At 73.9% G+C, this 25,564-nt stretch carries 26 protein-coding genes and 1 riboswitch; of the genes, 15 read left to right on the top strand and 11 right to left on the bottom strand.

Annotation, left to right across the window (positions count from 1 at the left end; translation table 11 throughout):
* Positions 1 to 128: 128 nt before the first annotated feature.
* Positions 129 to 1,925, bottom strand: coding sequence for an AMP-dependent synthetase/ligase (locus ACF09K_RS23300; RefSeq protein WP_392246315.1), 1,797 nt, complete (start codon positions 1,923 to 1,925; stop codon positions 129 to 131).
* Positions 1,926 to 2,220: 295 nt separating this feature from the next.
* On the opposite strand from ACF09K_RS23300, the gene ACF09K_RS23295 reads away from it, so the two are divergent.
* The 6 genes from ACF09K_RS23295 to ACF09K_RS23270 all read left to right on the top strand — a co-directional run bounded on the left by ACF09K_RS23295 (position 2,221) and on the right by ACF09K_RS23270 (position 7,595).
* Entirely contained in the window at positions 2,221 to 3,018 is a 798-nt protein-coding gene (locus ACF09K_RS23295; protein WP_392246313.1) for a metallophosphoesterase, read from the top strand.
* A gap of 150 nt (positions 3,019 to 3,168) precedes the next feature.
* On the top strand, positions 3,169 to 3,609 hold the full coding sequence (locus ACF09K_RS23290; protein ID WP_392246312.1) for an SRPBCC family protein: 441 nt from the start codon (positions 3,169 to 3,171) through the stop codon (positions 3,607 to 3,609).
* A 185-nt stretch (positions 3,610 to 3,794) separates the two neighbouring features.
* Positions 3,795 to 4,955, top strand: coding sequence for an ArsA family ATPase (locus ACF09K_RS23285; protein WP_392246311.1), 1,161 nt, complete (start codon positions 3,795 to 3,797; stop codon positions 4,953 to 4,955).
* A 57-nt stretch (positions 4,956 to 5,012) separates the two neighbouring features.
* Complete coding sequence (locus ACF09K_RS23280) at positions 5,013 to 5,522, top strand: DUF5304 domain-containing protein (RefSeq protein ID WP_392246310.1); 510 nt, start codon at positions 5,013 to 5,015, stop codon at positions 5,520 to 5,522.
* Positions 5,523 to 5,620: 98 nt separating this feature from the next.
* Positions 5,621 to 6,574 carry an ROK family glucokinase gene (locus ACF09K_RS23275; protein WP_392246308.1) on the top strand — a complete coding sequence of 318 codons (954 nt, stop codon included), beginning with the start codon at positions 5,621 to 5,623 and terminating at the stop codon, positions 6,572 to 6,574.
* Between the two features lie 265 nt (positions 6,575 to 6,839).
* Positions 6,840 to 7,595 (top strand): endonuclease/exonuclease/phosphatase family protein, encoded by a 756-nt coding sequence (locus tag ACF09K_RS23270; RefSeq protein ID WP_392246306.1) that lies wholly within the window; start codon positions 6,840 to 6,842, stop codon positions 7,593 to 7,595.
* 129 nt (positions 7,596 to 7,724) lie between these two features.
* Here ACF09K_RS23270 and ACF09K_RS23265 read toward each other — a convergent pair whose 3' ends face one another.
* Positions 7,725 to 8,348, bottom strand: coding sequence for a hypothetical protein (locus ACF09K_RS23265; RefSeq protein ID WP_392246305.1), 624 nt, complete (start codon positions 8,346 to 8,348; stop codon positions 7,725 to 7,727).
* Positions 8,341 to 9,120, bottom strand: a complete 780-nt coding sequence (locus tag ACF09K_RS23260; RefSeq protein ID WP_392246303.1) for an alpha/beta hydrolase — start codon at positions 9,118 to 9,120, stop codon at positions 8,341 to 8,343. Before ACF09K_RS23260 ends, ACF09K_RS23265 begins: the two co-directional genes overlap by 8 nt.
* Before the next feature lie 252 nt (positions 9,121 to 9,372).
* Here ACF09K_RS23260 and ACF09K_RS23255 point away from each other — a divergent pair, with 252 nt between their 5' ends.
* From ACF09K_RS23255 to ACF09K_RS23245, 3 genes are read left to right on the top strand one after another with little or no spacing between them, the layout of a single operon-like run.
* A complete protein-coding gene (locus tag ACF09K_RS23255) occupies positions 9,373 to 10,149 on the top strand; it encodes a lysophospholipid acyltransferase family protein (RefSeq protein ID WP_392246301.1) in 777 nt (258 codons plus the stop codon).
* A 24-nt stretch (positions 10,150 to 10,173) separates the two neighbouring features.
* Positions 10,174 to 11,397, top strand: a complete 1,224-nt coding sequence (macS, locus tag ACF09K_RS23250; protein WP_392246300.1) for a MacS family sensor histidine kinase — start codon at positions 10,174 to 10,176, stop codon at positions 11,395 to 11,397.
* Positions 11,394 to 12,071 (top strand): response regulator, encoded by a 678-nt coding sequence (locus ACF09K_RS23245; RefSeq protein ID WP_392246299.1) that lies wholly within the window; start codon positions 11,394 to 11,396, stop codon positions 12,069 to 12,071. Before macS ends, ACF09K_RS23245 begins: the two co-directional genes overlap by 4 nt.
* Before the next feature lie 312 nt (positions 12,072 to 12,383).
* Here ACF09K_RS23245 and ACF09K_RS23240 read toward each other — a convergent pair whose 3' ends face one another.
* Together ACF09K_RS23240 and ACF09K_RS23235 are read right to left on the bottom strand one after the other, a co-directional pair.
* Positions 12,384 to 14,273 (bottom strand): anthranilate synthase family protein, encoded by a 1,890-nt coding sequence (locus ACF09K_RS23240; RefSeq protein WP_392246298.1) that lies wholly within the window; start codon positions 14,271 to 14,273, stop codon positions 12,384 to 12,386.
* A gap of 106 nt (positions 14,274 to 14,379) precedes the next feature.
* A complete protein-coding gene (locus tag ACF09K_RS23235) occupies positions 14,380 to 14,436 on the bottom strand; it encodes a trp operon leader peptide (RefSeq protein WP_078912442.1) in 57 nt (18 codons plus the stop codon).
* Between the two features lie 175 nt (positions 14,437 to 14,611).
* Between ACF09K_RS23235 and ACF09K_RS23230 the strand changes: the two genes are divergently transcribed.
* Together ACF09K_RS23230 and ACF09K_RS23225 are read left to right on the top strand one after the other, a co-directional pair.
* Entirely contained in the window at positions 14,612 to 15,967 is a 1,356-nt protein-coding gene (locus ACF09K_RS23230; RefSeq protein WP_392246297.1) for a class II 3-deoxy-7-phosphoheptulonate synthase, read from the top strand.
* A 156-nt stretch (positions 15,968 to 16,123) separates the two neighbouring features.
* On the top strand, positions 16,124 to 16,348 hold the full coding sequence (locus tag ACF09K_RS23225) for a bacterioferritin-associated ferredoxin (protein WP_392246296.1): 225 nt from the start codon (positions 16,124 to 16,126) through the stop codon (positions 16,346 to 16,348).
* Positions 16,349 to 16,466: 118 nt separating this feature from the next.
* Here ACF09K_RS23225 and bfr read toward each other — a convergent pair whose 3' ends face one another.
* On the bottom strand, positions 16,467 to 16,946 hold the full coding sequence (bfr, locus tag ACF09K_RS23220; RefSeq protein WP_392246294.1) for a bacterioferritin: 480 nt from the start codon (positions 16,944 to 16,946) through the stop codon (positions 16,467 to 16,469).
* Between the two features lie 174 nt (positions 16,947 to 17,120).
* On the opposite strand from bfr, the gene ACF09K_RS23215 reads away from it, so the two are divergent.
* Complete coding sequence (locus ACF09K_RS23215) at positions 17,121 to 17,753, top strand: sulfite oxidase-like oxidoreductase (protein WP_392246292.1); 633 nt, start codon at positions 17,121 to 17,123, stop codon at positions 17,751 to 17,753.
* A gap of 46 nt (positions 17,754 to 17,799) precedes the next feature.
* On the opposite strand, the gene ACF09K_RS23210 is transcribed toward ACF09K_RS23215, so the two are convergent.
* The 5 genes from ACF09K_RS23210 to thiO all read right to left on the bottom strand — a co-directional run bounded on the left by ACF09K_RS23210 (position 17,800) and on the right by thiO (position 23,111).
* Entirely contained in the window at positions 17,800 to 18,696 is an 897-nt protein-coding gene (locus ACF09K_RS23210; RefSeq protein WP_392246291.1) for a deoxyribonuclease IV, read from the bottom strand.
* Positions 18,697 to 18,756: 60 nt separating this feature from the next.
* Positions 18,757 to 20,706, bottom strand: coding sequence for a Stk1 family PASTA domain-containing Ser/Thr kinase (gene pknB, locus ACF09K_RS23205; protein WP_392246289.1), 1,950 nt, complete (start codon positions 20,704 to 20,706; stop codon positions 18,757 to 18,759).
* Positions 20,707 to 20,952: 246 nt separating this feature from the next.
* Entirely contained in the window at positions 20,953 to 21,747 is a 795-nt protein-coding gene (locus tag ACF09K_RS23200) for a thiazole synthase (protein WP_392246287.1), read from the bottom strand.
* A gap of 3 nt (positions 21,748 to 21,750) precedes the next feature.
* A complete protein-coding gene (gene thiS / locus ACF09K_RS23195; RefSeq protein ID WP_392246286.1) occupies positions 21,751 to 21,951 on the bottom strand; it encodes a sulfur carrier protein ThiS in 201 nt (66 codons plus the stop codon).
* Entirely contained in the window at positions 21,948 to 23,111 is a 1,164-nt protein-coding gene (gene thiO, locus ACF09K_RS23190; RefSeq protein ID WP_392246284.1) for a glycine oxidase ThiO, read from the bottom strand. Before thiO ends, thiS begins: the two co-directional genes overlap by 4 nt.
* A riboswitch (TPP riboswitch) is annotated at positions 23,109 to 23,220 on the bottom strand. It overlaps the preceding gene by 3 nt.
* 52 nt (positions 23,221 to 23,272) lie before the next feature.
* Here thiO and ACF09K_RS23185 point away from each other — a divergent pair.
* From ACF09K_RS23185 to ACF09K_RS23175, 3 genes are all read left to right on the top strand, one after another.
* A complete protein-coding gene (locus ACF09K_RS23185) occupies positions 23,273 to 23,623 on the top strand; it encodes a hypothetical protein (RefSeq protein ID WP_392246283.1) in 351 nt (116 codons plus the stop codon).
* Positions 23,624 to 23,655: 32 nt separating this feature from the next.
* Complete coding sequence (locus tag ACF09K_RS23180) at positions 23,656 to 24,897, top strand: NAD(P)/FAD-dependent oxidoreductase (protein ID WP_392246282.1); 1,242 nt, start codon at positions 23,656 to 23,658, stop codon at positions 24,895 to 24,897.
* A 124-nt stretch (positions 24,898 to 25,021) separates the two neighbouring features.
* On the top strand, positions 25,022 to 25,387 hold the full coding sequence (locus ACF09K_RS23175; RefSeq protein ID WP_392246280.1) for an Rv2175c family DNA-binding protein: 366 nt from the start codon (positions 25,022 to 25,024) through the stop codon (positions 25,385 to 25,387).
* Positions 25,388 to 25,564: the final 177 nt, after the last annotated feature.

Below are 25,564 nucleotides of genomic sequence, written 5' to 3'. Positions count from 1 at the left end.
ACCCCGTCGGCGTCGGCGACGGCGTCGGCGTCACCGAGCCCGCCCGCCCGCCGGACGCGCCGCGGCGCGGTGCCCTCGCCGAGGACACCGCGCCGCGGGACGTGCCGGGCCGTGGAACGGCCCGGGTGCTACTTCGCGTAGATCGCCTCGATCTCCGCCGCGTAGTCCTTCGCCACGACGTTGCGCTTGAGCTTCAGCGACGGCGTGAGGTGGCCCGAGTCCTCCGTGAACTGGGCGGAGAGGATGCGGAACTTCCGCACCGATTCCGCCTTCGAGACCGCGGCGTTGCCGTCGTCGACCGCCGACTGGATCTCCGACAGCAGGTCGGCGTCCTCGCGCAGCGACGCCGCGGTGGAGCCCGCCGGCTTGCCGTGGTCGGCGGCCCACCGGCCCAGGAACTCCTCGTCGATGGTGACCAGCGCGCCCACGAACGGCCGCCCGTCGCCCACCACCATGCACTCCGCGACCAGCGCGTGCGCCCGGATGCGGTCCTCGATCACGGCCGGGGCGACGTTCTTGCCGCCCGCGGTGACGATGATCTCCTTCTTGCGGCCGGTGATCCTGAGGTAGCCGTCCTCGTCCAGGGTGCCGATGTCGCCGGTGTGGAACCAGCCGTCGGCCAGCGCCTCCGCGGTCGCGCCGGGGTTGTTCCAGTACTCCTTGAACAGGTGCTCGCCGTGCAGCAGCACCTCGCCGTCGTCCGCGATGCGCACGACCGAACCCGGCAGCGGCTGGCCGACCGTGCCGATCTTCTGCCGGTCCCACGGGTTGAACGCGGTCGCCGCACAGGACTCCGTCAGGCCGTAGCCCTCCAGGACGGTGAAGCCGATGCCGCGGAAGAAGTGACCGAGGCGCTCGCCCAGCGGGGCGCCGCCGGAGATGGCGTACTCGCCCCGGCCGCCGAGCACCGCGCGCAGCTTGCCGTAGACCAGCTTGTCGAAGATCTTGTGCCTGATCCGCACGCCGAGCGACGGGCCCGACGGGGTGTCCAGCGCCTTGCTGTACGCGATCGCGGCGTCCGCCGCCCGGTCGAAGATCGCGCCCTTGCCGTCCGCCTGCGCCTTGGCCCGTGCCGCGTTGTAGACCTTCTCGAACACGCGCGGCACGCCGAGGATCAACGTCGGCCGGAAGGCCGCCAGTTCGTCGGTGAGGTTCTTGATGTCCGGAACCGTGCCCAGCTTGATCGGCGCCATCATCGGGGCGATCTGCACCAGGCGGCCGAAGACGTGCGCGAGCGGGAGGAACAGCAGCACGCTGCACTCGCCGGTGCGGAACAGCGGGCGCAGCCGCTCCACCACGTTGCCGCACTCGGCGAAGAAGCTGCGGTGGGTGAGCACGCAGCCCTTGGGGCGGCCGGTCGTGCCGGAGGTGTAGACGATGGTGGCCGGGTCGTCGGCCTTGGCGAGCGAACCGCGCTCCTCCACGGTCTCGTCGGAGACGTCCGTGCCCAGCCGCCGCAGCTCCTCGACCCCGCCGCCCTCGATCTGCCAGACGTGCTTCAGCGCCGGCAGGGTCTCGCGCACCGACTCGACGGCGGCGCCGTGGGCGTCCAGTTCGACGACGCAGGCCGTCGCGCCCGAGTCGGAGAGGATCCACTGCACCTGCTCGGGCGAGCTGGTCTCGTACACCGGCACGGTGACGGCGCCCGCGCACCAGATCGCGAAGTCGAGCAGCGTCCACTCGTAACGGGTGCGGGACATCAGGCCGACGCGGTCGCCCGGCTGGACGCCGGAGGCGATGAGGCCCTTGGCCGCCGCGTGCACCTCGGCCAGGAAGGCCGTGGCCGTGACGTCCTGCCAGACGCCGTCGACCTTGCGGGCGATGACGGCGACGTCGGGATGCTGCGCGGCGTTTCTCCGGACGATGTCGGTCAGATTGCCGTCCGCGGGGACCTCGTACAAGGCCGGAAGGCTGAACTCGCGCAAGACTGCTGCTCCTCATAGGGCGCCGGCGCCACGACGTTGTGCGATGCGACGGTGCGGTCCAAGGCTCGGGCAAGTGCTCGCGCATCGGTGGTTGAAATGCTGAGCACGACTGGACTGCCCGGACGTTACCCGCCGGTATGGCTTCTTCGACAGGGGGTCCCGGCGAGATGTTCGCTGCGTCACACAGATGGATGTTGCAGTCAGTACGGTAGTCCACCCGAAAACCGACCGGCCAGTAACGGCAGGTTTCGCCGCCACTGTTCACGTATGCCGTACACGCCTACCCTTGATCGACATGGCCTCCACACCGTCCGGGACCCCCGGCACACGCATCCACGTGGTCAGCGACGTGCACGGCAACGCGCGCGACCTGTCCCTGGCCGGCGAGGGCGCGGACGCGCTGATCTGCCTGGGCGACCTCGTCCTCTTCCTCGACTACGCCGACCGGTCCCGCGGCATCTTCCCCGACCTGTTCGGCGTGGAGAACGCCCACCGCATCGTCGAGCTGCGCACGGCCCGCCGCTTCGCCGAGGCCCGTGAGCTGGGCGCCCGGCTGTGGGCCGGGATCGGCGAGGACCGGGCCGCGGTGATCGAGCGGGCGGTGCGGGGGCAGTACGCCGAGATGTTCGCCGCCTTCCCGACGCCGACGTACGCCACCTACGGCAACGTCGACATGCCGGCACTGTGGCCGGAGTACGCCGGACCCGGCACGACGGTGCTGGACGGGGAGCGGGTGGAGATCGGCGGACGGGTCTTCGGCTTCGTCGGCGGCGGCCTGAGGACGCCGATGCGCACGCCGTACGAGATCGACGACGAGGAGTACGCGGCGAAGATCGAGGCCGTGGGCGAGGTCGACGTGCTGTGCACGCACATCCCGCCCGAGGTGCCGGAACTGGTCTACGACACCGTCGCCCGCCGCTTCGAACGCGGCAGCCGCGCCCTGCTGGACGCCATCCGCCGCACCCGGCCCCGCTACTCCCTCTTCGGCCACGTCCACCAGCCGCTGGTACGGCGGATGCGGATCGGGGCGACCGAGTGCGTCAACGTCGGGCACTTCGCGAGCACCGGGAAGCCGTGGGTGCTCCAGTGGTGAACGCCGTCGCGGGGCACGGCACGGGCCGCCGCGCCCCACGGGGTGGAAGCGGGCGGCCGGGCGCGCGGTAGCCTTCACGCTGCACACACGTGCGCACGCTCGCGCACGGGGATCCCTCCCTACCGGCCCGCATCTGGAGGAGCCACCGCGATGGCGGAACACACCAGCTCGAGCATCACGATCGAGGCGGCACCGGCCGACGTCATGGCGGTCATCGCCGACTTCGCCCGCTACCCGGACTGGACCGGCGAGGTCAAGGAGGCGGAGGTCCTGGCGACCGACGCGGCGGGACGCGCCGAACGGGTGCGGCTGGTCATGGACGCGGGCGCGATCAAGGACGACCAGACGCTGGCCTACACCTGGACCGGCGCGCACGAGGTCTCCTGGACGCTGGTCAAGTCCCAGATGCTGCGCTCGCTGGACGGCTCGTACCTCCTCAAGGCCGCCGGAGCGGGGGCGACCGAGGTCACCTACCGGCTGACGGTCGACGTCAAGATCCCCATGCTGGGCATGATCAAGCGCAAGGCGGAGAAGGTCATCATCGACCGGGCGCTGGCGGGCCTCAAGAAGCGGGTCGAGTCGGGGCGGTAGGCGATATCCGGTCGCCGGTCGCCGGTCCCCGGTATGCGGTAGCGGGTGGCCGGTACGTGACAGCCGGTCGTCCGGCGTCGGCGCGGGCCCCTGCGGGGCCGCCGCCCCGGGTCCCGTCCGGCCGCCCCCCCCGGTCCCGTCCGGCCACCGGGGCACCACCCCGACGTCCGTTACCGTTCACCCTCATGCGCACCCTCCTGATCACCGGCCCCGGCGGCAGCGGCCGTACGACCGTCGCCGCGGCCACCGCACTCGGGGCGGCCCGCGCCGGCCTGAGGACCCTCGTGCTCAGCGCCGACCGCACCGACACCCTGGGTGCGGCGCTCGGCACGGCGACGGGCGCGGTGCCGGTGCAGGCGGGCCCGGACCTCACCGCCTGGCGCCCCGACGCCACCGCCGGCTTCCGGGACGACCTCACCTCCTTCCAGGGCCGCGCCGCCACCGTCCTGGACCTGCTCGGCGCCGCCCGGCTCGACCCGGAGGAGGTCACCCCGCTGCCCGGCGCGGAGGAACTGACCCTGCTGCGCGCCCTGCGCGACGCCGCCCTCACCGGGACCCACGACCTCCTCGTCGTCGACCTGCCGCCCGCCCCGCAGGCCCTCGCCCTGCTCGCCCTCCCGGAGGAACTGCGGCGCTACCTGCGCCGGCTGCTCCCCCCGGAGCGGCAGGCCGCCCGCGCCCTGCGCCCCGTCCTCGGCCGCCTGGCGGGCGTCCCCATGCCCGCCGAGTGGCTGTACGAGACGGCCGCGCGCTGGGACGGGGAACTGGCCGCCGTCGAGGCCGTCCTCGCCGACCGCGGGACCTCCGTGCGGCTGGTGGCCGAGCCGGGGCCGGCCGGCGCCGACGCCGTCCGCGACGCCCGCCTCGGCCTGGCCCTGCGGGGCCTGCCCGTCGAGCCGCTCCTCGCCAACCGCGTCCTGCCCGAGGACGCCGTCACCGGCGTTCTCGCCGGGCTCCACGCCCAGCAGCAGAAGACCCTGGGGGAGTGGACCGGGGCCCGGCCCCTCGCCCACCTCGGCCGCGACCCGCGCGGGGACGACGACCTGACCGCGCTGGCCGTGCCCGCCGTCGACCCGGCGGCCTCCCCGGTCGAGTGGCCGGTCGAGGACCGGATCGGCGCGGACGGTGTCCTGGTGTGGCACCTCCCGCTGCCCGGCGCCGTACGCGAGGGGCTGGACCTCGTCCGCCGCGGCGACGAACTCGTCGTCACCGCGGGTCCGTTCCGCCGGATCGTCCCGCTGCCCTCCGCCCTGCGCCGCTGCACCGTCGCGGGCGCCGCCCTGCGCGACGGCGAACTGCGCGTGCGGTTCGCGCCGGATCCCGCGCTGTGGCCGCGGACCCGATGAAGGACGTTCCGCCGTTCGGGTAACGTCGGAGGGACGAACCGTAGTCAGGAGCCCGTCATGAGCGAAGAGCTTCCCCCGTCGGACAGCTCGGGCAGCGGTGAGCACCGGACCGCCGACGAGGTGCCCCGCGCCACCGACGCCGACGCCTGGGCGACCGCCTGCGCCGAGGACATGGCGGCGGAGAAGGCCCGCCGCCGGGCGGAGCAGGGCGCGCCCCAGGGATCGGCGGCCGAGGAACTCCTCCGGCTCGTCGACACGGTCGCCGACAAGCTCTCCGGCCTCCGGTCCCCGCTGTTCGGCGCGGTCGCCGGACCCGCCGCCCAGCAGGTGGTGCGCCAGGTCGTCCAGCAGGCCAGGGCGGCCGTCGAACCGGTGATCGAGCGCAACCCCGACGTCTTCGACCACCTGGCCGCCGCGGGCGGCGAGCTGCTCGCCGCCTACCGTTCCGCCGTCCAGCAGCAGGAGCGGCGCTGGACCGCCCGCGCCGACGAGCCGCGCGAGGACCCCGCCCACCCCCGGGACGACGACGGGGGCACCGGCCCCGGCCAGCGCATCGATCTCGACTGACGGTCCCCGCCCGCACCCGGGCGGCGCTCACGCGGTAGCGGCGCCGCCCCCTCGGGTACGGTTGGCCGTAGCGGGGCTCGACCGAAACTGAGGGATTCATGGGACTCACCATCGGCGTCGACATCGGCGGCACGAAGATCGCGGCCGGCGTGGTCGACGAGGAAGGCAACATCCTCTCGACCCACAAGGTGCCGACCCCGGGTACGCCCGAGGGCATCGTGGACGCCATCGCCTCCGCGGTGGAGGGCGCGCGCGCCGGGCACGAGATCGTCGGCGTGGGCATCGGCGCCGCCGGTTACGTCAACCGCCAGCGCTCCACGGTCTACTTCGCGCCCAACATCGACTGGCGCAACGAGCCGCTCAAGGAGAAGGTCGAGGCCCGCGTCGGCCTGCCGGTCGTCGTGGAGAACGACGCCAACGCCGCGGCCTGGGGCGAGTACAAGTTCGGCGCGGGCAAGGGCCACCGCAACGTCATCTGCATCACGCTCGGCACCGGCCTCGGCGGCGGCATCATCATCGGCAACAAGCTGCGCCGCGGCCACTTCGGCGTGGCCGCCGAGTTCGGCCACATCCGCATGGTCCCGGACGGGCTGCTGTGCGGCTGCGGCTCGCAGGGCTGCTGGGAGCAGTACGCCTCCGGCCGCGCCCTCGTGCGGTACGCCAAGCAGCGCGCCAACGCCACCCCGGAGCGCGCCGAGGTGCTGCTCGCGCTCGGCGACGGCACTCCCGACGGCATCGAGGGCAAGCACATCTCCATGGCCGCCCGCCAGGGCGACCCGGTCGCCGTGGACTCCTACCGCGAGCTGGCCCGCTGGGCCGGCGCCGGCCTCGCCGACCTGGCCTCCCTGTTCGACCCGTCCGCCTTCATCGTCGGCGGCGGCCTCTCGGACGAGGGCGACCTGGTCCTCGACCCGATCCGCAAGTCCTACAAGCGGTGGCTGGTCGGCGGCAACTGGCGCCCGGTGGCCGACGTGATCGCCGCCCGGCTGGGCAACAAGGCGGGCCTGGTGGGCGCGGCCGACCTGGCCCGCGAGCCCGACCCGATCATGTGAGGCCGGCTGTCTGACGCCCGGCCGCTCCCCGCTCCCCTTCGGAGGCGCGGGGAGCGGCCGGGCGCGGCCGTCCGGGAGCCACCGGTCGCGCGCGGCCGGGAGACGGCTGGTCGCGGCCGTCCGGGAGCCACCGGGTGTGGCCGTCCGGGGAGCCACCGGTCGCGGCCGTCCGGGGAGCGGCCGCTCGCGGCCCTCCGGGGAACGGTCGGGCGCGGCCTTCCGGGATCCTCGCGTCCGCCGGGTGATCGGCCCGTATCGTGACGGTATGGTGACGCCCCCGCCGCTCCCGGAGTCCCGTACCGAACCCGACGGCTCCGCCGTCATCCGCGTCCTCGGCTACAACATCCGCTCGATGCGCGACGACACCGCCGCCCTCGCCCGGGTGATCGGCGCCTGTGCCCCCGACCTCGTCCTGGTCCAGGAGGCCCCGCGGTTCTTCCGCTGGCGCAAGAAACTGGCCCGGCTCGCGGCCGCCTCCGGGCAGGTCGTCCTCACCGGCGGCGGCACCGCCGCGGGCCCCGCCGTCCTCTGCTCGCTGCGGGCGACCGTCGAACGCACCGAGGACGTGCTCCTGCCCCTCACCCCCGGACAGCACCGGCGGGGCCTCGCCACCGCCGTGGTCCGGTTCGCGGGCGCCCGCCTCGGCGTCCTCAGCTGTCACCTCGGCCTGGACGGGACCGAGCGGTACGAGCAGGCCGGGATGCTCCTCGACCGGCTCGCGGGGCTCGGCGTGGAGCACGCCGTCGCAGGCGGCGACCTCAACGAGCGCCCCGGCGGACGCGCCTTCACCCACCTGACCACCGTCCTCCAGGACTGCCGTACGACGGCCCCCTGGGGCGGCGGGAACACCTTCCCGGCCGCCGGCCCGGACCGCCGCATCGACGCCCTCCTCGCGACGAAGGGCGTGGAGGTGCTGGGCTGCGGGGTCCCGCTCGGCCTCCCGGGCGTCACCGACACGGATCTGAGGGCGGCCACGGACCACCTGCCGGTCCTGGCCGCCCTGCGGGTGCCCGCCGCCTGAACCCGGTGGCCGGACGACGGCCGGGGGCGGACGAAGGCCGGAGGCGGGGGCCCGGGGACGGGCGAAAGCCGGAGACTGACGGGGGCGGACGGGGCCCGGGCGCGGGCGGAGGCCGGGCCCGCGCGGTCCTCAGACGACCGCGCCCCGCCCCGGATCGTCGTCGTCCTCGTCGTCCGGACCCATGCGCATCACCAGCGTGGCGAAGCCGCCGAGGAAGCCGCCGATGCAGACCGTCGTCAGCCACCAGCTCATCTCCCAGCCCAGCAGGATCGCCAGCAGCAGCAGGACCGGACCGCCGATCACCCCGAGCCAGGCGAACTTGGCCGTCGTGTCGGCCTCGGGCAGCGGCGGCGGCTCGGGCGGCACGAAGTGCCCCTCGTCGTCGCCGTCGGGGTCCGCCCCGGCGGGCTCGGCCGGCGAGTAGTCGCGCGGTCCGACACCGGGGGCGAAGGAGACCGAGCTGCCCAGCGGTCCGGCCGGCTCCTTCTCCCCGGCGGGCTCCTCCACGGGGCCCCCGCCCACGGGCGTGCCACCCGACGGACCCTCGTCGTCGGCCTTCGCCTCCAGGAGCGCCAGGTCCTCGACCGACTTGAACGGCTTGGCGCCCGGCGGGTCCACCGGCTCGTCGCCGTACCCCGCGACGATCGCCGCCCACGCGGCCTCCTCGTCGAAGGGCACGCTCTGCTCCGGCTCGTGGTCGCGGCCGTCCTCGCGGTCCTCACGGTCCTCGCGGTCGGAGTCGTGCTCAGCCACCTGCGGTCGTCCCTTCCTTGCCGACACTGGGTGCGAGCCGGCCGATGAACGCGAGGGTCTCCTCGAAGATCCGGTCCGCGTCGTGGTCCAACGTCGCCACGTGGTAGCTCTGTTCCAGCAGGACCTCGGTCACGTCCGTCGACGACACCCGGCTCAGGATCCGGGCGGAGTCGGCGGCCGGCACCACATGGTCCCGCACACTGCGCAGGAGCAGCAGCGGCTGGGTGACCTGCGGCAGCTCGCCGTCGGTCAGCCGGAGAAAGGTCCGCAGCGAGTGCGCCGCGTGCAGCGGCACCCGGTCGTACCCGACCTCCACCGCCCCCTCCTTCGCGATGTCGCTGACGATCCCCCGCGTCGTGCGCACGAGGTGACGCGCCACCGGGAGCGCGCGGGCGGACAGACCGTGCACCCGGTTCGCCGGGTTGACGACCACGACGCCCCCGACCGCGTCGCCGTGCCGGGCGGCGAGCCGCAGCGCCAGGGCACCGCCCATCGAGAGCCCGGCCACGAACACCCGCGCGCACCGCTCCCGCAGGGCGCGCAGCTCGCGGTCCGCCTCCGCGTACCAGTCGGGCCAGCCGGTGAGCGCCATGTCCTCCCAGCGCGTGCCGTGGCCCGGCAGCAAAGGCAGCGAGACGGTCAGGCCGTGCCCGGCCAGATGGCGCGCCCAGGGACGCAGCGACTGCGGGGAACCGGTGAAGCCGTGACAGAGGAGGATCCCTACCTCCCCGCCCTCGTGGCGGTACGGCTCGGCTCCAGGAAGGACCGGCACCTTCGGTCTCCTGTCTTCGTCGTTCTCGATGGGGGCCTCTCGCCGGGGTTCCTCGGCGGAGTCTTCGGTGGCGCTGCTCGACGGGACTCCCGCCGCGGGACCTCTGCGAGGGGACCTCCGCGACGGACGGACGTGAGGTTCACCGTACGCGACCGCACCGACACCGACCAGGGTCGTCGAAGCCTCGGGCCGCCACTCCGGGTTAAGGTCTGAGCGACACTTACAGGAGGCACTCGGTTGTTGTACGGCGCGATGAAGGTTTCCGTCGGCGGGCCACTGAAGATGATCTTCAGGCCCTGGGTGGAGGGCCTGGAGAACGTGCCCGCCGAGGGCCCCGCGATCCTGGCGAGCAACCACCTCTCCTTCTCCGACTCGTTCTTCCTCCCCGCGGTCCTCGACCGCAAGGTCACGTTCATCGCGAAGGCCGAGTACTTCACCACGCCCGGCGTGAAGGGCCGGCTGACGGCGGCCTTCTTCAAGGGCGTCGGCCAGCTCCCCGTGGACCGTTCCGGCGCCCGCGGCGCGGGCGAGGCGGCGATCCGGAGCGGGATAGGCGTGCTGGAGCGCGGTGAGCTGTTCGGGATCTACCCGGAGGGCACCCGCTCGCCCGACGGCCGGCTCTACCGCGGCAAACCGGGCGGCCTCGCGCGCGTGGCGCTCGCCACCGGCGCTCCGGTGATCCCGGTCGCGATGATCGACACGGAGAAGATCCAGCCGCCCGGTCAGGTGATTCCGAAGATCATGCGGCCCGGCATCCGCATCGGCAGGCCGCTGGACTTCAGCCGCTACCACGGCATGGAGCACGACCGTTTCGTGCTCCGGGCGGTGACCGACGAGGTCATGTACGAGATCATGAAGCTCTCCGGCCAGGAGTACGTCGACATCTACGCGACGGCCGCCAAGCGGCAGATCGCGGAGGCGGCGAAGGCCGACAAGGAAGCGGAGAAGGCCGCGAGGGCCGCGCTCGCGCAGGCCGAGAGGGAACAGGCGAAGAAGGAGAAGGAGAAGTCCGGGCGGAGCGAGCCCTAGTCCGGGCTCAGGGGGGCGGGGGACGTGGCCAAGCGCGAGAGAGTCATGAGGATGTCGGTCGAGCTGCCGCTGTGGCGTGCGCTCACCGCCTACCGGGTGCTGACCATGCTGTACGCGGTCGGCCTGTTCGTCGCCGACCACGCCGAGTACGACCGGCCCGGCGTCGCCGTCGCCTACTTCGCCGTCCTGTGCGGCTGGACGCTCGCCACCCTGCCCCGCGTGCAGAACGCGGCCGCGTGCACCGGGAGCTTCCTCGCCGCCGACCTCCTCGTCGCGCTCGCCGGCATCCTCCTGACCCCGCTGGTCGTCAGCGGCCGGCACATCCAGGACAGCGGTCCCACCCTGCCCTCGATCTGGACGGCCGGCTCGGTCCTGGCGTTCGCCATCAAGGGCGGCTGGCGCTGGGCGGCGTTCGCCTCCACACCGGTGGCCGCCGCCAACCTGATCGAACGCGGCCACCCGGCCCGCGACACCGTCCACAACGTGATCCTCGTCTGGGTCGCCTCCATCGCCATCGGATACGTCGTCGAGGTCGCCCGCGCCTCCGAGCGCACGCTCGCCCGCGCCCTGGAGATCGAGGCCGCGACCCGCGAGCGCGAGCGGCTCGCCCGCGACATCCACGACGGCGTGCTCCAGGTGCTCGCCATGGTGCAGCGGCGCGGCGCGGTCATCGGCGGTGAGGCGGCCGAGCTGGGCCGGATGGCCGGCGAGCAGGAGGTCGCCCTGCGCACCCTGGTCTCCGGCGGCCTCGTCCCCGTCTCCCGGGTCTCGGGGGACGCCGCCGAGGGGGCCCTCGTCGTCGCGGTGGACGAGAGCGACGACGAGACCGGCCCGGTCGATCTGCGTGCGCTGCTCGCGCCCTTCGCCGCGGCCCGGGTCAGCCTCGCCGAGCCGGGCGCCCCGGTCCTGCTGGCCCCGGCCGCCGCCCGCGAGCTGGCCGCGGCGGTCGGGGCCGCGCTGGACAACGTGCGCCGGCACGCGGGGGAGCAGGCGCGGGCCTGGATCCTGGTGGAGGACGAGCCCGACGCGGTGATCGTGACCGTGCGGGACGACGGGCCGGGCATCGCGGAGGGCCGGCTGGCGCAGGCCGAGGGCGAGGGACGGCTCGGGGTCGCCCAGTCGATCCGGGGCCGGCTGCGCGACCTCGGCGGCGGGGCCGAGCTGGTGTCGACGCCGGGACAGGGCACCGAGGTCGAACTGACGGTACCGAAACAGCACGTCAAGCGGGGGAAGGCAGGCACGCGATGAGCAGTGGACAGGACCCGATCAAGGTGATGGTGGTCGACGACCACCCCATGTGGCGCGAGGCCGTGGCCCGCGACCTCGCCGAGTCCGGCTTCGACGTGGTCGCCACCGCCGGCGACGGCGAGCAGGCCGTGCGCCGCGCCAGGGCCGCCTCGCCCGACGTCCTCGTCCTGGACCTCAACCTGCCCGCCAAGCCGGGCGTCCAGGTCTGCAAGGAGGTCGTCGCCGCCGACCCGGCGCTGCGCGTCCTGGTGCTGTCCGCGAGCGGCGAGCACGCCGACGTGCTGGAGGCGGTGAAGTCCGGCGCGACCGGCTACCTGCTGAAGTCGGCGTCCACGGAGGAGCTGCTGGACGCCGTGCGCCGCACCGCCGTCGGCGACCCGGTGTTCACGCCGGGCCTGGCCGGACTGGTGCTCGGCGAGTACCGGCGGCTGGCCTCCGACCCCGGCCCGGCGACCGGCACCGACGAACCGGACGCGCCCCGGCTCACCGACCGCGAGACCGAGGTGCTCCGCCTGGTCGCCAAGGGCCTGAGCTACAAGCAGATCGCCGAACGCCTCGTGATCTCGCACCGCACGGTCCAGAACCACGTCCAGAACACCCTCGGCAAGCTCCAGCTGCACAACCGGGTGGAGCTGGTGCGGTACGCGATAGAGCGCGGCCTCGACGACGAGTGACCCCGCCCCCGGACCACCACGGAGCACCCGGCACCGCCGGGTGCTCCCCGGCCGCCGGCACCGGGGCCGCCGCCGGCGGGATCCTCCGCCGGACGGCCCCGGCCGCACCGGCCCGGGGCGCGTGGCGAACGCCCCTCCCCGGCCCGGCGGCGTCCGGCACGCACTCCCTCGGAGGGGGTGTCCCCGGCAGGGTTGTCGGGGTCGTCCCGACAACCCTGCCGGTGCCGGGGCGGCCCTCCGCCGTGCGATCCCCCCCACCGGACGCCGCCGGGCCCGCCCTTCGGGCGGACGGTGCCACTTCCGCAGGACGTCCTAGAGCACCGGCCGCCGCTCGGACGGCCGGCCGGCGTCCCGCAGCCGTCCCATCAGCTCCCGCACGATCGCCGCCCCGTCCAGCGTGAGCACCGACTCCGGGTGGAACTGCACGCCGGCGAAACCGGGTCCGCGCAGCGCGTGCACCTCCCCGTTCGCCGCCACGCTCACCTCCACCCCGCGCGCGGTCAGCTCCTGCCGCGTGTCGTCGTCGCACCGCGCCACGAAGCTGTTGTAGAACCCGACGGTCTCCTCCCGCCCGAACAGCTCCACCCGCGTCTGCGCCCCCTGGTACGGCACCTCCTTCCGCACGATGTCCAGCCCCAGTTCCGCCGCGATCAGCTCGTGCCCGAGGCACACCCCCAGCACCCCGTGCCGGTGCTCCCCGACGACCCGCGCGGTCAGCTCCCGCAGGAACCGCATCCTGGGGTCGGCCGGGTCGGACGGATCGCCCGGACCGGGGCCCAGCACCACGGGCCCCTCGTGCGCGAGCACCGCCGCCCGCAGCCCCGGTTCGTCGTGGCGCCGGACGGTGACCTCCAGCCCGGACGAGCGCAGGACGTGCGCGAGCATCGCCGTGAAGGTGTCCTCGCCGTCGACCACCAGGGCGTGCCCGGTCAGTTCCCGGGACCGCTCCTGCATCCGCAGCCAGAACGGCGCCAGCGAGGCCCGGCGGCCGTCCAGCGCCGCCCGCACCCGCGGATCGTCGGCCAGCGGGACCCGCCCCTCCTCGGCCCGCGGCCGCCCCGGCCGGACGCCGAGGGCCGCCAGCACGCCCGCCGCCTTGGCGTGCGTCTCCGCCACCTCGCCCGCCGGGTCCGAACCGCGCACCAGCGTCGCCCCGACCGGCACCCGCAGCCGCCCGGCCGCGTCGATGTCGGCGGTGCGGATGAGGATGGGGGAGTCGAGGGTCTGGGCCCCGCCGGCGTCCCGCCCGACCAGCGCCAGCGCGGCCCCGTAGTAACCGCGCCCGCCGACCTCGTGCCGCTCGATGACCCGGCAGGCGTTCTGCACCGGCGAGCCCGTGACGGTCGCCGCGAACATCGTCTCCCGCAGCACCTCGCGCACGTCCATCGAGGACTTCCCGCGCAGCTCGTACTCGGTGTGCGCGAGGTGGGCCATCTCCTTCAGCCGCGGCCCGACCACCACCCCGCCCCTGTCGCCGACGGTGCACATCATCTTCAGCTCCTCGTCGACGACCATCGACAGCTCCTCGATCTCCTTGCCGTCGGCGAGGAAGCCCAGCAGGTGATCGGGCGTCGGGCCCCCGTCGGGATAGCGGTACGTCCCGCTGATCGGGTTCATCACGACCGTGCCGCCCGACATCCGCACGTGCACCTCGGGGCTGGCGCCCACCAGCGTCCGCTCCCCGGTGTGCACGACGAACGTCCAGTACGCGCCCCGCTCGCCCGCCAGCAGCCGCCGGAACAGCGCGAGCGCGTCGGCCCTCCCGAATCCCGGGACCTCGCCCTCGTACGTCCGCCGGATGACGAAGTTCGCCCCCTCGCCCCGCCCGATCTCCTCCCGCAGCACCCGCCCGACGATCCGCGCGTACTCCTCGTCGCCGACGTCGAAGCCGCCGCCCTCGACGCGCACCTCGTGCGCGGGGAGCTGCTCCAGCGCCTCGGCGAGCGGGATCTCGTACCGCTCCTCGGGGATCAGGACGGTCAGCGGCGTGCCGTCGTCGCGGACGTCGAAGCCGCGCTCGCGGATCTGACGGAACGGCACCAGCGCGAGGCCCTCGTCGGGCAGGTCGGCGAGCCGCTCGTGGACGGCGACCGGGCCGAGGAGCAGCTCCACGGTGGCGCCGTCCTCGGTGGCCCGGCCCGGCGAGCGGCGGCGCAGCAGGGCGAACGGGCGGGGATCGGTCAGGAGGTCGGGCAGATGCATGGGATCCGTGTCCTTCTCGGTGGGAGAGTCGACAGGGACGGCCGGGCCCGGAAACACCGAAGGCCGCCCCTTCGGGCGGCCTTCGCGAAGTCGTGCGTACGCGCAGTCAGTGGGCCGCCGGATGAGCGGTCCACCACCAGTTCTGGGTCGAAAGCGCGAACACGGGCTGCACGCTACACGATGTGACGCGTGCGGCTCCGCCCCGTGCGACGGGGCGCGCTCCCCGCGGCGGCGGGGCCGTCGGGTTCCGTCCGCCGCCCGGTGAGCCGGGGCGCGGAGCCGTCTCACAGGCTGAGCGCGGCGATGGACCCCCGGGCCGACCGCGTACTGTGGGGCGCGTGACCGTCAACGCTGATTCCCGAAGTGTCGCCGCCCAGGCGACGTGGCGAAACCTGCCTGCGGCGCAGCAGCCCGAGTATCCGGATGCCGAGGCTCTGCGCGAAGCGATCGCCGAGCTCGAGACGTATCCCCCGCTGGTGTTCGCCGGTGAGTGCGACCAGCTCCGCGCGCGGATGGCCGCGGTCGCCCGCGGAGAGGCGTTCCTGCTGCAGGGCGGTGACTGCGCCGAGTCCTTCGACGCGGTGTCCGCCGAGCACATCCGGGCGAAGCTCAAGACGCTCCTCCAGATGGGCGCCGTCCTCACGTACGCGGCCTCCGTGCCGGTCGTGAAGGTGGGCCGGATCGCGGGCCAGTACTCCAAGCCGCGTTCCAAGAACACCGAGACCCGCGACGGCGTGACCCTGCCGACGTACCGCGGCGACTCGGTCAACGGCTTCGACTTCAACGAGGCCGCCCGCGTCCCGGACCCGCAGCGCCTGAAGCGGATGTACCACGCGTCCGCCTCCACGCTGAACCTGGTGCGCGCCTTCACCACCGGCGGCTACGCCGACCTGCGCCAGGTCCACGCCTGGAACCAGGACTTCGTGAAGTCGTCCCCGTCCGGCCAGCGTTACGAGCAGCTCGCCCGCGAGATCGACCAGGCGCTCAACTTCATGCACGCCTGCGGGGCGGACCCGGAGGAGTTCAAGACGGTCGAGTTCTACGCCTCCCACGAGGCGCTGCTCCTCGACTACGAGGGTGCCCTCACCCGCGTCGACTCCCGTACCGGCCGCCTGTACGACGTCTCCGCGCACATGGTGTGGATCGGCGAGCGCACCCGCCAGCTGGACCACGCGCACATCGAGTTCGCCTCGAAGATCCGCAACCCCATCGGCATCAAGCTCGGTCCGACGACGACGGCCGAGGAGGCGCTCCAGTACATCGAGCGCCTCGACCCCGACCGGGAGCCGGGCCGGCTGACCTTCGTCGTCCGCATGGGCGCCGACAAGGTCCGCGACAAGCTGCCGGAGCTGGTCGAGAAGGTCACCGCCTCCGGTGCGACCGTCGCCTGGGTGACCGACCCGATGCACGGCAACACCTTCGAGGCGGCCTCCGGCCACAAGACGCGCCGCTTCGACGACGTACTCGACGAGGTCAAGGGCTTCTTCGAGGTCCACAAGGGCCTCGGCACCCACCCCGGAGGCATCCACGTCGAGCTGACCGGCGACGACGTCACCGAGTGCGTGGGCGGCGGCGACGAGATCTTCGTCGACGACCTCCACCAGCGTTACGAGACCGCCTGCGACCCGCGGCTCAACCGCAGCCAGTCGCTCGACCTGGCGTTCCTCGTCGCGGAGATGTACCGGGACCAGTAGGGCGGGCCGTGCGGCGGACCGGTGACGGGTCCGCCCGCCACCGGCGCCGAAGTGGGGCGCGGATCACATGCGATCCGCGCCCCTTCTCCCTTTTGCGACATCTGGACGCCAGGTAAGGTTAGGTAAACCTAATCGATCTCGGCGGGAGGTGTCCGCGTGTACGTCTGCAGCTGCTTCGGAGTGACGGAAGCGCAGGTCCAGCAGCATGCGGACGACGGCGCCTGTACGCCCCGCCAGATCGCCTCCGCCTGCAAGGCGGGCACGGACTGCGGCTCGTGCGTCCGCCGCATCCAGGCGATCCTCGGCCGGGGCGCCTGTCCGCGCCGTGACCTGGCGGACCAGGGCCGGCCGGTCCTCACCGCGCTCGACGAGGCCGCCTGAGCGCCCGGCGGTTCCCGCCGGGTCCTCGCGGGGTCCGGGCCTCTCCGGCGTTCGGCCCTTCCGGCTCCGGTCCCTCCCGGCTTCGGATCCTTCCGGCGTTCGGCCCCTCCGTCGCGGCTCAGCCCTCCGGCTGCTCGATCAGCTGCGCGATGTACAGCGCCTCGCCGAGCTTCTCCACCAGGGCCAGCTGGGTGTCGAGGTAGTCGATGTGGTGCTCCTCGTCCTCCAGGATCGCCTCGAAGATGTTCGCGGACGTGATGTCGCCCTTCTCGCGCATCACCTTGATCCCGCGCTTGAGGCGGTCGATCGCCTCCACCTCGACCTGCCGGTCGGCCTCGAACATCTCCGTGACCGTCTGGCCCACGCGCACATGGAACAGCCGCTGGTAGTTCGGCAGGCCGTCCAGGAGCAGGATCCGGTCGGTCAGGACCTCCGCGTGCTTCATCTCGTCGAACGACTCGTGCCGCGTGTACTTCGCGAGCTTCGTCCAGCCGAGGTTCTCCTGCATCTTCGCGTGCAGGAAGTACTGGTTGATCGCGGTCAGCTCACCGGTGAGCTGCTCGTTGAGGAACTCGAGGACCTCGGGGTCGCCCTGCATCGCAGAGGCTCCTTCCGCGCGGGGATGGGGGAGATTGCCGCCGCATGATGTCACCGGCGCGGAGGATCGTCCAGTAAGTCGGCACTTAGTAAATTGATCCATGCTTGACGTATCTTGTCCGATTTCGGCCATGCCTGGTCATTCGCACCGGCCGGGGTCTGTCAGGATGGAGCCATGGGTCATCCGGTGGAACGAGAACCAGGGGAAGCGGCAGCGTCCGAGCTTCCGCCGGGGCAGCGACTCCAGCGGGGCTGGCCCGTCACCCACTACGGCCCGGTGCCCAAGTTCCGGCCCGAGCGCTGGGAGTTCAGGGTCTTCGGCGGTACCGCCGACGGTGACAAGCGCTGCTGGACCCACGAGGAGTTCACGGCTCTCCCGTACGCCACCGTGGTGGCCGATCTGCACTGCGTGACGAAGTTCAGCATGCTCGGCGCCGAATGGGGCGGCGTCCCGGCCCGGACCATCCTGGAGGCCGTGCCGCCCGCCGCCGACGTCACCCACGTGATGGTGTGGGCGGAGTACGGCTTCAGCTCCAACCTGCGGCTGTCGGACTTCGTCGCCGAGCACACCCTCTTCGCCACCCACAAGGACGGCGAACTGCTCACCGCCGAGCACGGCTTCCCGGTGCGCCTGGTCGTGCCCCACCTCTACGCCTGGAAGGGCCCCAAGTGGGTCCGCGGTGTCGAGTACATGACCGCCGACCGCCGCGGCTTCTGGGAGGAACGCGGCTACCACAACATCGGCGACCCCTGGAAGGAACAGCGCTACTCCTACCAGGAGGAGCCCGGGGACGGCCCCGAGCTCTGAGCCCCGGCGCCCCCGGGGCGTCCGGGGGCCGCCCCGGGAGGGCGGATCAGCCGTCCCGCAGCTTCTTCAGCCGCGCCACGTCCGCCGCGTGCCCCTCCTTGCCGCCGGGCGTCTCGATCACGAGCGGTACGCCCGCGGTCGCCGGGTGCGTCATCAGCGCGCGGAACGGGTCCTCGCCGATGTGACCCGCGCCGATGTTCTCGTGCCGGTCCTTGTGGGCGCCCGCCACGTCCTTGGAGTCGTTGGCGTGGATCAGCTTCAGCCGGCCCTCGCCCACCGTGTCCACCAGCAGATCGAGGGTCTGGTGCATGCCCGCCGGACCGGTCAGGTCGTGCCCGGCCGCGAAGACGTGGCAGGTGTCCAGGCAGACGCCGAGCCTCGGATGGGCGTCCAGCGCCTCGAAGTACGGCCCGAAGTCCCAGGTCCTCGAACAGAGCGAGGCGCCCTGCCCGGCCGTCGACTCCAGCAGCAGGAACGGGTCGTCGTCGTGGGTCAGCTCGTCCAGCAGCGGCAGCAGGTACTCCCGGACCTGCTTCAGGGCCACGCCGCGTTCCCGCCCGCCCGTCGCGCTCCCCGTGTGCACGACCACGCCCAGCGCGCCGATCTCCCGCCCCCGGCGCAGCGAGTGCCGCAGGGACTCCACCGACCGCTGCGCCGTCGCCTCGGTGTGCGAGCCGAAGTTGATCAGATACGGCGCGTGCACGTACACCGGGACCGACTCCGCCGCGCAGGCCTCCCGGAACGCCGCGTCCTGCGCCGGGCTGCCCGCCGGGGTGGCCCAGCCGCGCGGGTTGGCGACGAAGACCTGGACGGTCTCGGCCTCGATCTCACGGGCGTAGGACAGACCCACGGAGTGCAGGCCGCCGGCCACCGGGACGTGGCTGCCGACGGGATTGCGGGAGGGGAGGGGATCGCGGGAGGGGAGGGGGTGCGCGGAACTCACCCGTTCAGGGTGTCACGCCCCCGGCGCCGCCCGGTCACCGGAGGGCGCCGGGCGGCACCGTCACCGGATGGTGATCGTGATCGTCGATCCCTTGGGGGCCGTCTCGCCGCCGTCGACGGACTGGCCCTTGACCGTGTCGCCGAACAGGCCCAGCAGGCCGCGGTCCTCGTCCACCCGGAAGCCGGCCTCCTCCAGCTCGGCCCTGGCGTCGTCGACGCTCGCGCCCACCACGTCCGGGACCTCGACCATCTCCGGGCCCTTGGACAGGGTCAGCGTCACCGTGTCGCCGTCGGCGACCTCCTCGTCCGCGCCCGGCGACTGGGCGGCGACCTGGCCCTTGTCGAACTCGGAGGTGACCTCCCCGGCGGAGACCTTCACCTCCAGGCCGGCCTCCTCCAGCTCGGCCCGCGCGTCGTCCAGGTCCTGGCCGGTGACGTCCGGGACCTCGACGGGGCTGCCCTTGCTGACGACGAGGGAGACCGCCGAGCCCGCCCGCCGCTCGGTGCCGGCCTGCGGGCTGCTGCTGATCACGAAGCCCTTGAGGACGTCCTCGCTGAACGCCTCGGTGACCAGGCCGGGCTCCAGCCCGTCCGTCTTCAGCAGGTCCTTGGCCTTGTCCAGCCGCGAGCCCTTCACGTCCGGCACCTTCACCGTCCGGGGGCCGTCGGAGACGGTCAGGGTCACCGAGTCGTTGGCGCGGATGCGGGCGCCCGGCTCCGGGTCCGTGCTGATGACGGTGCCGCGCTTCACCGTGTCGCTGTAGGCGTGCTTCACCCCGCCGACGTCCAGCCCGGCACCCTCCAGCCGCTCCCTGGCCTGCGCCTCGGTCTGCGTGAGGACCCCCGGGACCTTGGTGAACTGGCCCGAGTTGATGTACCAGACGCCCGCGCCGACGCCGAGCACCAGCAGGACGGCGGCGACGACCGCGACCACCTGGCGGCGGGGCCGCACCGGGCGGCGCCGGGGCGGCGGCGGGGGCTCCGCCGCGAACCGGGACGTCCGGTTCATCGGGTCCCCGTCGAGGCCCGGTTCGTCCTCGCCCTCGTCCCCGTCGACGGGCAGGGGGCGCGGGACCGTGAGCGAGCGCGGGATCACGCTGGTGCGGTCCTCGGCGATGTCGCGGTCCGCCGACAGGGCCTGCGGCGGCAGCGCGTCCAGCTGCGCCTCGTCGAGCGCGGCCCGCGCCTCGCGGACCTGCGCGAGCAGGACCACGGCGTCCGCCGGACGGACGTCGGGGGTGCGGGCGGTGGCCGAGGCCACCAGCTCGTCCAGCGCGAACGCCATGCCGGGGACGGCGGCGGAGGGCGGCGGCACGTCCTCGTGGAGGCGCTTGTAGAGCACCACGGCGGGGGTGTCGCCGTCGTGCGGCTTCTCGCCGGTCAGCATCTCGTAGAGCACGACCCCGCAGGCGTAGACGTCCACGCGCGCGTCGGTGGTGCCCTGCTCCAGCTGCTCGGGCGCGAGGTAGGCGACGGTGCCGAGGACGGCCCCGGTGGTGCTGGTCACGGTGTCCACGGACCGGACCAGCCCGAAGTCGGCGACCTTGACCCGGCCGTCGTCCCCGATCAGCACGTTCTCCGGCTTCATGTCCCGGTGCACGAACCCGGCGCGGTGCGCGGCCCCGAGCGCGGCGAGCACCGGCTCCAGGATGTCCAGCGCGGCCCGCGGCTGGAGGGCGCCGCGCTCGCGCAGCACGTCCCGCAGGGTGCAGCCGGCGACGTACTCCATCGCCAGGTAGACGTACGGCCCGTCGGTCCCCTGATCGAACACCTGGACGACGTTCGGGTGTGCCAGCCGGGCCACGGACTTGGCCTCGCGGATGAAGCGCTCGACGAACGACGCGTCGGCCGCGAGGGCCGGGTGCATCACCTTGAGCGCGAGGACACGGTCGAGGCGGGTGTCCACGGCCCGGTAGACCGTGGCCATCCCGCCGACCGCGATCCGCGCGTCCACGCGATAACGCCCGTCGAGCACCTGCCCGACCAAAGGGTCCTGAAGGGTCGTGTCCACGCAGGCGAGTCTACGAGCCCGCACCGGCACCCCTCACCGCTCACACCGGTATCGCAGCGGGACTGAAGCGGACCTGTGACGAGCGGCACGGCCGGGGCGGCGGGTCCGCCAGCGCGGGAGCCGTCACCCCCTCCCGCCCCGCCCGTCACGTCCACCGCCCCGGCCGTCACGGAGGGTGCGGGTGCGGGGGCAGGGACAGGGACAGAGGCAGGCGCGGGGGTGGGGCGTCGTCGGGAGGCCGGACGCTCAGAAGGCCGGCCGTTCCGGGTCGAGGACCGCGCGGCCCTCGCCCGGCGACGACGCCTGCGCGAAGTGACGGCGGGGAATGCGGCCCGCGAGCCGGGCCAGTCTCCCCGCCTCCACGGCCCCCCGCATCGCCCGGGCCATCAGCACCGGCTCCTGCGCCCGCGTCACCGCCGACGCCAGCATCACCCCCGCGCACCCCAGTTCCATCGCCAGCGCCACGTCCGACGCCGTACCGGCGCCCGCGTCCAGGATCACCGGCACGCGCGCGTGCTCGACGATCAGCTGGAAGTTGTGGGGGTTGCGGATGCCCAGCCCGGACCCGATCGGCGAGCCCAGCGGCATCACCGCCGCGCACCCGACGTCCTCCAGCTTCCGCGCCAGCACCGGATCGTCGTTCGTGTACGGCAGCACCGTGAACCCGTCGTCGACCAGCGTCTCCGCCGCGTCCAGCAGCTCGATCGGATCGGGCAGCAGCGTCCGCTCGTCGGCGATGACCTCCAGCTTGACCAGGTCGGTGCCCAGGGCCTCCCGCGCCAGCCGTGCCGTCAGGACCGCCTCACCGGCCGTGAAGCACCCCGCCGTGTTCGGCAGCACCCGGATGCCGAGCCGCTCCAGCACCGACAGCACGGACCCGTGCACCGAGGGGTCCACCCGCCGCATCGCGACGGTGGTCAGCTCGGTGCCGGACGCGACCAGCGCCCGCTCCAGCACCTCCAGGCTGGGCGCGCCGCCCGTCCCCATGATCAGACGGGACGAGTACGCCGTACCGCCGAGGACGAAGGAGTCGTCCGCCATGGCTCAGCCTCCCTGGACGGCGGTGAGGACTTCCACGCGGTCTCCGTCGGAGAGGGCGGTGGCGGACCACCGCGCGCGCGGGACGACGGTTTCGTTGAGGGCCGCGGCCACCCCGGAGGACGCCGGGGCCAGGGACCGCACGACGCTGTCGAGGGCCGTGCCGGGAGCGACGTCGCGCCGCTCGCCGTTCACCGAGATCTTCATGCGGACTGCTCCGAGAGTGCGGCGGCGCGGAAGCGCCGGGGGGTGAAGGGGCGGGCCTCGGCGGGGAGTTCACCGGTGGCCAGCGCGTGTGCCAGCGCGTCCCCGGTGACCGGTGCCAGCAGCACGCCGTTGCGGTGGTGCCCGGTCGCCAGCAGCAGTCCGTCCAGCCCGGTCGGTCCGAGCAGCGGCGCGTTGTCCGGCGAGCAGGGGCGCAGCCCCGCGCGGGTCTCGGCGAGCGGCAGTTCGGTGATCCCGGGAACCAGCTCGTGGGCGTCCCGCAGCAGCTCGTACACGCCGCCCGCCGTCACCGTCGTGTCCCAGCCCATTTCCTCGCTCGTCGCCCCGACGACCAGCTCGCCGTTCTCGCGCGGCACCAGGTAGACCTGGCTGCCGCGCACCACGGCCCGCACCGTCCGGGTCAGGAACGGCGCGTACCGCCGCGGCACGGTCAGCCGCAGCACCTGCCCCTTCACCGGCCGCACCGGCGGCAGCACCTCCGCCGGGACGCCCGCGAGCCGCCCGCTGAGGCTGCCCGCCGCGAGCACCACCTGCCGCGCCGTGAGCGTCGTGCCCGCGCGCGTGCGCACTCCCGCGGCGCGCCCGGCCGACACCGTCAGCCGCTCCGCCCCGTCGCGGTGGAAGGCCACGCCCGCCCGCTCGCAGGCGGCCACCAGCACCGCCACCAGCCGCCGCGGATCGACCTGGTGGTCCCCGTCCACCCGCAGCCCGCCCCGCACCCCGGGCGCGAGCAGGGGCTCCAGCCGCCGGCACTCCCGCCCGGACAGCCACTCCGAGGCCAGCCCCGACCGCCGCTGCAGGGCGTGCAGTTCCCGCAGCTGGGCGCGGTCGTCGGCGTCCAGCGCGACCGCGAGGGTCCCGGAGCGGCGGTAGCCGACGTCGTGGCCGGTCAGCTCGGTCAGCTCGGCCACGAAGTCCGGGTAGCGGCGGGCCGATTCCAGGTTGAGGCCGAGCAACGTGTGCTCGCCGTGGTGCAGTTCGGTGACGGCGGCGAGCATCCCGGCCGCCACCTGCGCGGCCCCGCCGCCCGGGGCGGGGTCCAGCACCGCCGTGGCGAACCCGCGCTGCGCGGCCCGCCACGCGGTGACCAGCCCGATGATGCCGCCCCCGACGACGAGGACGTCCGACGTGCTTGAGGACATGGGTGTCCAGCCCCTCCCTTCGCCGGAATGACCCGGATCAGGTTCGTACGGTCGGAGGCCGCCAGCCTCCCTCTCAGCCCGGTGCGTCCGGGCTCCCGCGAGTGCTCTAGATTGGCAACCCTAGCCCCCCGTCCTCCGTCCCGGTAAGGGAGCCTCCTCTCGTGGCCCGTTCGCTCGACGGCCTGGTCCTGGCCCCGGTGGCCGATCAGGCCCCCGGTCAGGTCGGCACCCGCACCCGCTTCACGTACCACGAACGCGACGGCGTGGTCTGGGCCGACTACGCGGGCGGCGACGTCGTCCGCGGGCACCTCGTGGGGACCCGGCGGGGGGACCGGCTGGACTTCCGGTACGTCCAGCTGCGGCACGACGGGACGACGTCGTCCGGACACTGCGTGTCCGCGGTCGTCGAGCTGCCCGACGGGCGGCTGCGCCTCGACGAGACCTGGGAGTGGGAGTCGCGGGCCGGCAGCGGGAGCAGCGTGGTGGAGCAGATCACGGAGCGGGACGGCTGACTGACGGCGCGTCAGCTGTCTAAGGTGACCGGGTGAGCGAGCAGACGCGGGAAGAGGACGGGCGGACGGCGCGGCGGGTGGTCGTCGTCGGCGCGGGCATGGCCGGGGTGCAGACCGCGGTCGCCCTGCGCGAACAGGGCTTCGACGGCACGGTCGTCGTCGTGGGCGCCGAACCCCACCAGCCCTATGACCGGCCCCCGCTGTCCAAGGCCGTCCTGCTGGGCAAGGCCGAGCACTCCGCCTTCGACGTCGACTTCGAGAGCCTCGACGTCGAACTCCGGCTCGGCAGCGAGGCCCTCGGCGTCCGCCCCGCCGACCACGAACTCGACACCGGGGCCGGGCCCGTCCCGTACGACGTCCTCGTGCTCGCCACCGGCGCCGAACCGATCCGGCTGCCCGGTGCCGAGGGCGTCCCCGGCGTCCACCTGCTGCGCACCCTGGACGACGCCGAACGGCTGCGGCCGGTGCTCGCCGGCCGGCACGACATCGTCGTCGTCGGCGCCGGCTGGATCGGCGCCGAGTTCGCCACCGCCGCGCGCGGGGCCGGCTGCGCGGTCACCGTCGTGGAGGCCGCCGACCGGCCGCTGGCCGGCGCCCTGCCCGCCGACGTCACCGCCGCGATGGCCGCCTGGTACGCCGACAGCGGCACCGACCTGCGCACCCGCACGCGCGTGCGGCGCGTCGAGCCCGGCGCGGTCCTCCTCGACGACGGGTCCCGGCTGCCCGCCGACGCCGTCGTGGTCGGCATCGGAGCCCGCCCCGCCACGGCCTGGCTGGCCGGCTCGGGCATCGAGCTGGGCCGGCACGGCGAGGTCGTGGCCGACGCCGGTCTGCGCACCTCCCTGCCCGACGTGTACGCGGTCGGCGACTGCGCGTCCTTCCCCTCCGGGCGGTACGGCGAGCGCCTGCTGATCCACCACTGGGACAACGCCCTCCAGGGCCCGCGCACGGTCGCCGCGAACATCCTCGGCACGGCCGCCGGCGGGGTCCCCGCGGTCTACGACCCGGTCCCGTACTTCTGGTCGGAGCAGTTCGGCCGCTTCGTCCAGTACGCCGGGCACCACAGCGGCGCCGACACCACCCTGTGGCGCGGCGACCCCGCCGGACCGGCCTGGACGGTCTGCTGGCTGCGCGACGGCCGCCTGGTCGCCCTGCTGGCGGTGGGCCGCCCGCGCGACCTCGCGCAGGGCCGCCGGCTGATCGAGTCGGGCGCGCCGCTCGACCCGGAGCTGGTCGTGGACCCTGAGCGGCCGCTCAAGACGGCGACGGCCTGACCGGGGCCCCGCGGGCACGACCGGTGCTCCGTCCGGAGGAGTCCCGCGGCGTCTGGCGGCGGCTCCGTCCCCCCGGGGGGAGCCTCGGGTACCGGCTGCCGGTCCGGGATGGCAGTCTTGAGGGGTGACCGAGATTGACGCAAAGATCGATGCTCTCGTCCCCGCCTGGCTCACCCTGCCCGACATCGCGGAGATGCTCGATGTCGACGTGACGCGTGTACGGCAGCTGGTCAAGGAAGGCCAGCTCATCGCCGTACGCCGTGGGGAGAACAGGGCGCTGCACGTTCCCGCCGCCTTCATCGACGAGGACAAGGTGACCAAGGGCCTGTCCGGGACCCTGACCCTGCTGCGGGACGACGGCTTCACGGACGAGGAGATGCTGGAGTGGCTGTTCACGCCCGACCCGTCCCTGCCCGGGACCCCGGCGCAGGCACTGAGTGAGAACCGCGGCACGGAGGTGAAGCGCCGCGCCCAGGCGCTCGCCGTCTGAGCCGCGGACCCGCTCCACGGATCCGCCGCGCGGATCCGTCGTCAGAACCACCAGGTGTGGGGGCGCGGGCCGCCGCGGCCGCCCCCCCCCCCCCCCGGCCGGACCCCGGGGGCCCCCCCCCCCCCGGGGGCCCCCCCCAGTGCGCCACCGCCCCCGCCCCCCGCGCCGCCCCCCGGC

This window comes from Streptomyces sp. NPDC014882 (assembly GCF_043081325.1).
Taxonomy (GTDB): Bacteria; Actinomycetota; Actinomycetes; order Streptomycetales; family Streptomycetaceae; genus Streptomyces.
The sequence above is the reverse complement of the archived record's forward strand: the minus strand, read 5'-3'. Positions and strand labels throughout refer to the sequence as shown.

Bases quoted from the DNA above. Each gene is read 5' to 3' on its own strand.
- ACF09K_RS23295 (WP_392246313.1), top strand. From the start codon at position 2,221: ATGGCCTCCACACCGTCCGGGACCCCCGGCACACGCATCCACGTGGTC.
- ACF09K_RS23290 (WP_392246312.1), top strand. From the start codon at position 3,169: ATGGCGGAACACACCAGCTCGAGCATCACGATCGAGGCGGCACCGGCC.
- ACF09K_RS23285 (WP_392246311.1), top strand. From the start codon at position 3,795: ATGCGCACCCTCCTGATCACCGGCCCCGGCGGCAGCGGCCGTACGACC.
- ACF09K_RS23280 (WP_392246310.1), top strand. From the start codon at position 5,013: ATGAGCGAAGAGCTTCCCCCGTCGGACAGCTCGGGCAGCGGTGAGCAC.
- ACF09K_RS23275 (WP_392246308.1), top strand. From the start codon at position 5,621: ATGGGACTCACCATCGGCGTCGACATCGGCGGCACGAAGATCGCGGCC.
- ACF09K_RS23270 (WP_392246306.1), top strand. From the start codon at position 6,840: ATGGTGACGCCCCCGCCGCTCCCGGAGTCCCGTACCGAACCCGACGGC.
- ACF09K_RS23255 (WP_392246301.1), top strand. From the start codon at position 9,373: ATGAAGGTTTCCGTCGGCGGGCCACTGAAGATGATCTTCAGGCCCTGG.
- ACF09K_RS23245 (WP_392246299.1), top strand. From the start codon at position 11,394: ATGAGCAGTGGACAGGACCCGATCAAGGTGATGGTGGTCGACGACCAC.
- ACF09K_RS23240 (WP_392246298.1), bottom strand. From the start codon at position 14,273: ATGCATCTGCCCGACCTCCTGACCGATCCCCGCCCGTTCGCCCTGCTG.
- bfr (WP_392246294.1), bottom strand. From the start codon at position 16,946: ATGCAGGGCGACCCCGAGGTCCTCGAGTTCCTCAACGAGCAGCTCACC.
- ACF09K_RS23215 (WP_392246292.1), top strand. From the start codon at position 17,121: ATGGGTCATCCGGTGGAACGAGAACCAGGGGAAGCGGCAGCGTCCGAG.
- ACF09K_RS23200 (WP_392246287.1), bottom strand. From the start codon at position 21,747: ATGGCGGACGACTCCTTCGTCCTCGGCGGTACGGCGTACTCGTCCCGT.
- thiS (WP_392246286.1), bottom strand. From the start codon at position 21,951: ATGAAGATCTCGGTGAACGGCGAGCGGCGCGACGTCGCTCCCGGCACG.
- thiO (WP_392246284.1), bottom strand. From the start codon at position 23,111: ATGTCCTCAAGCACGTCGGACGTCCTCGTCGTCGGGGGCGGCATCATC.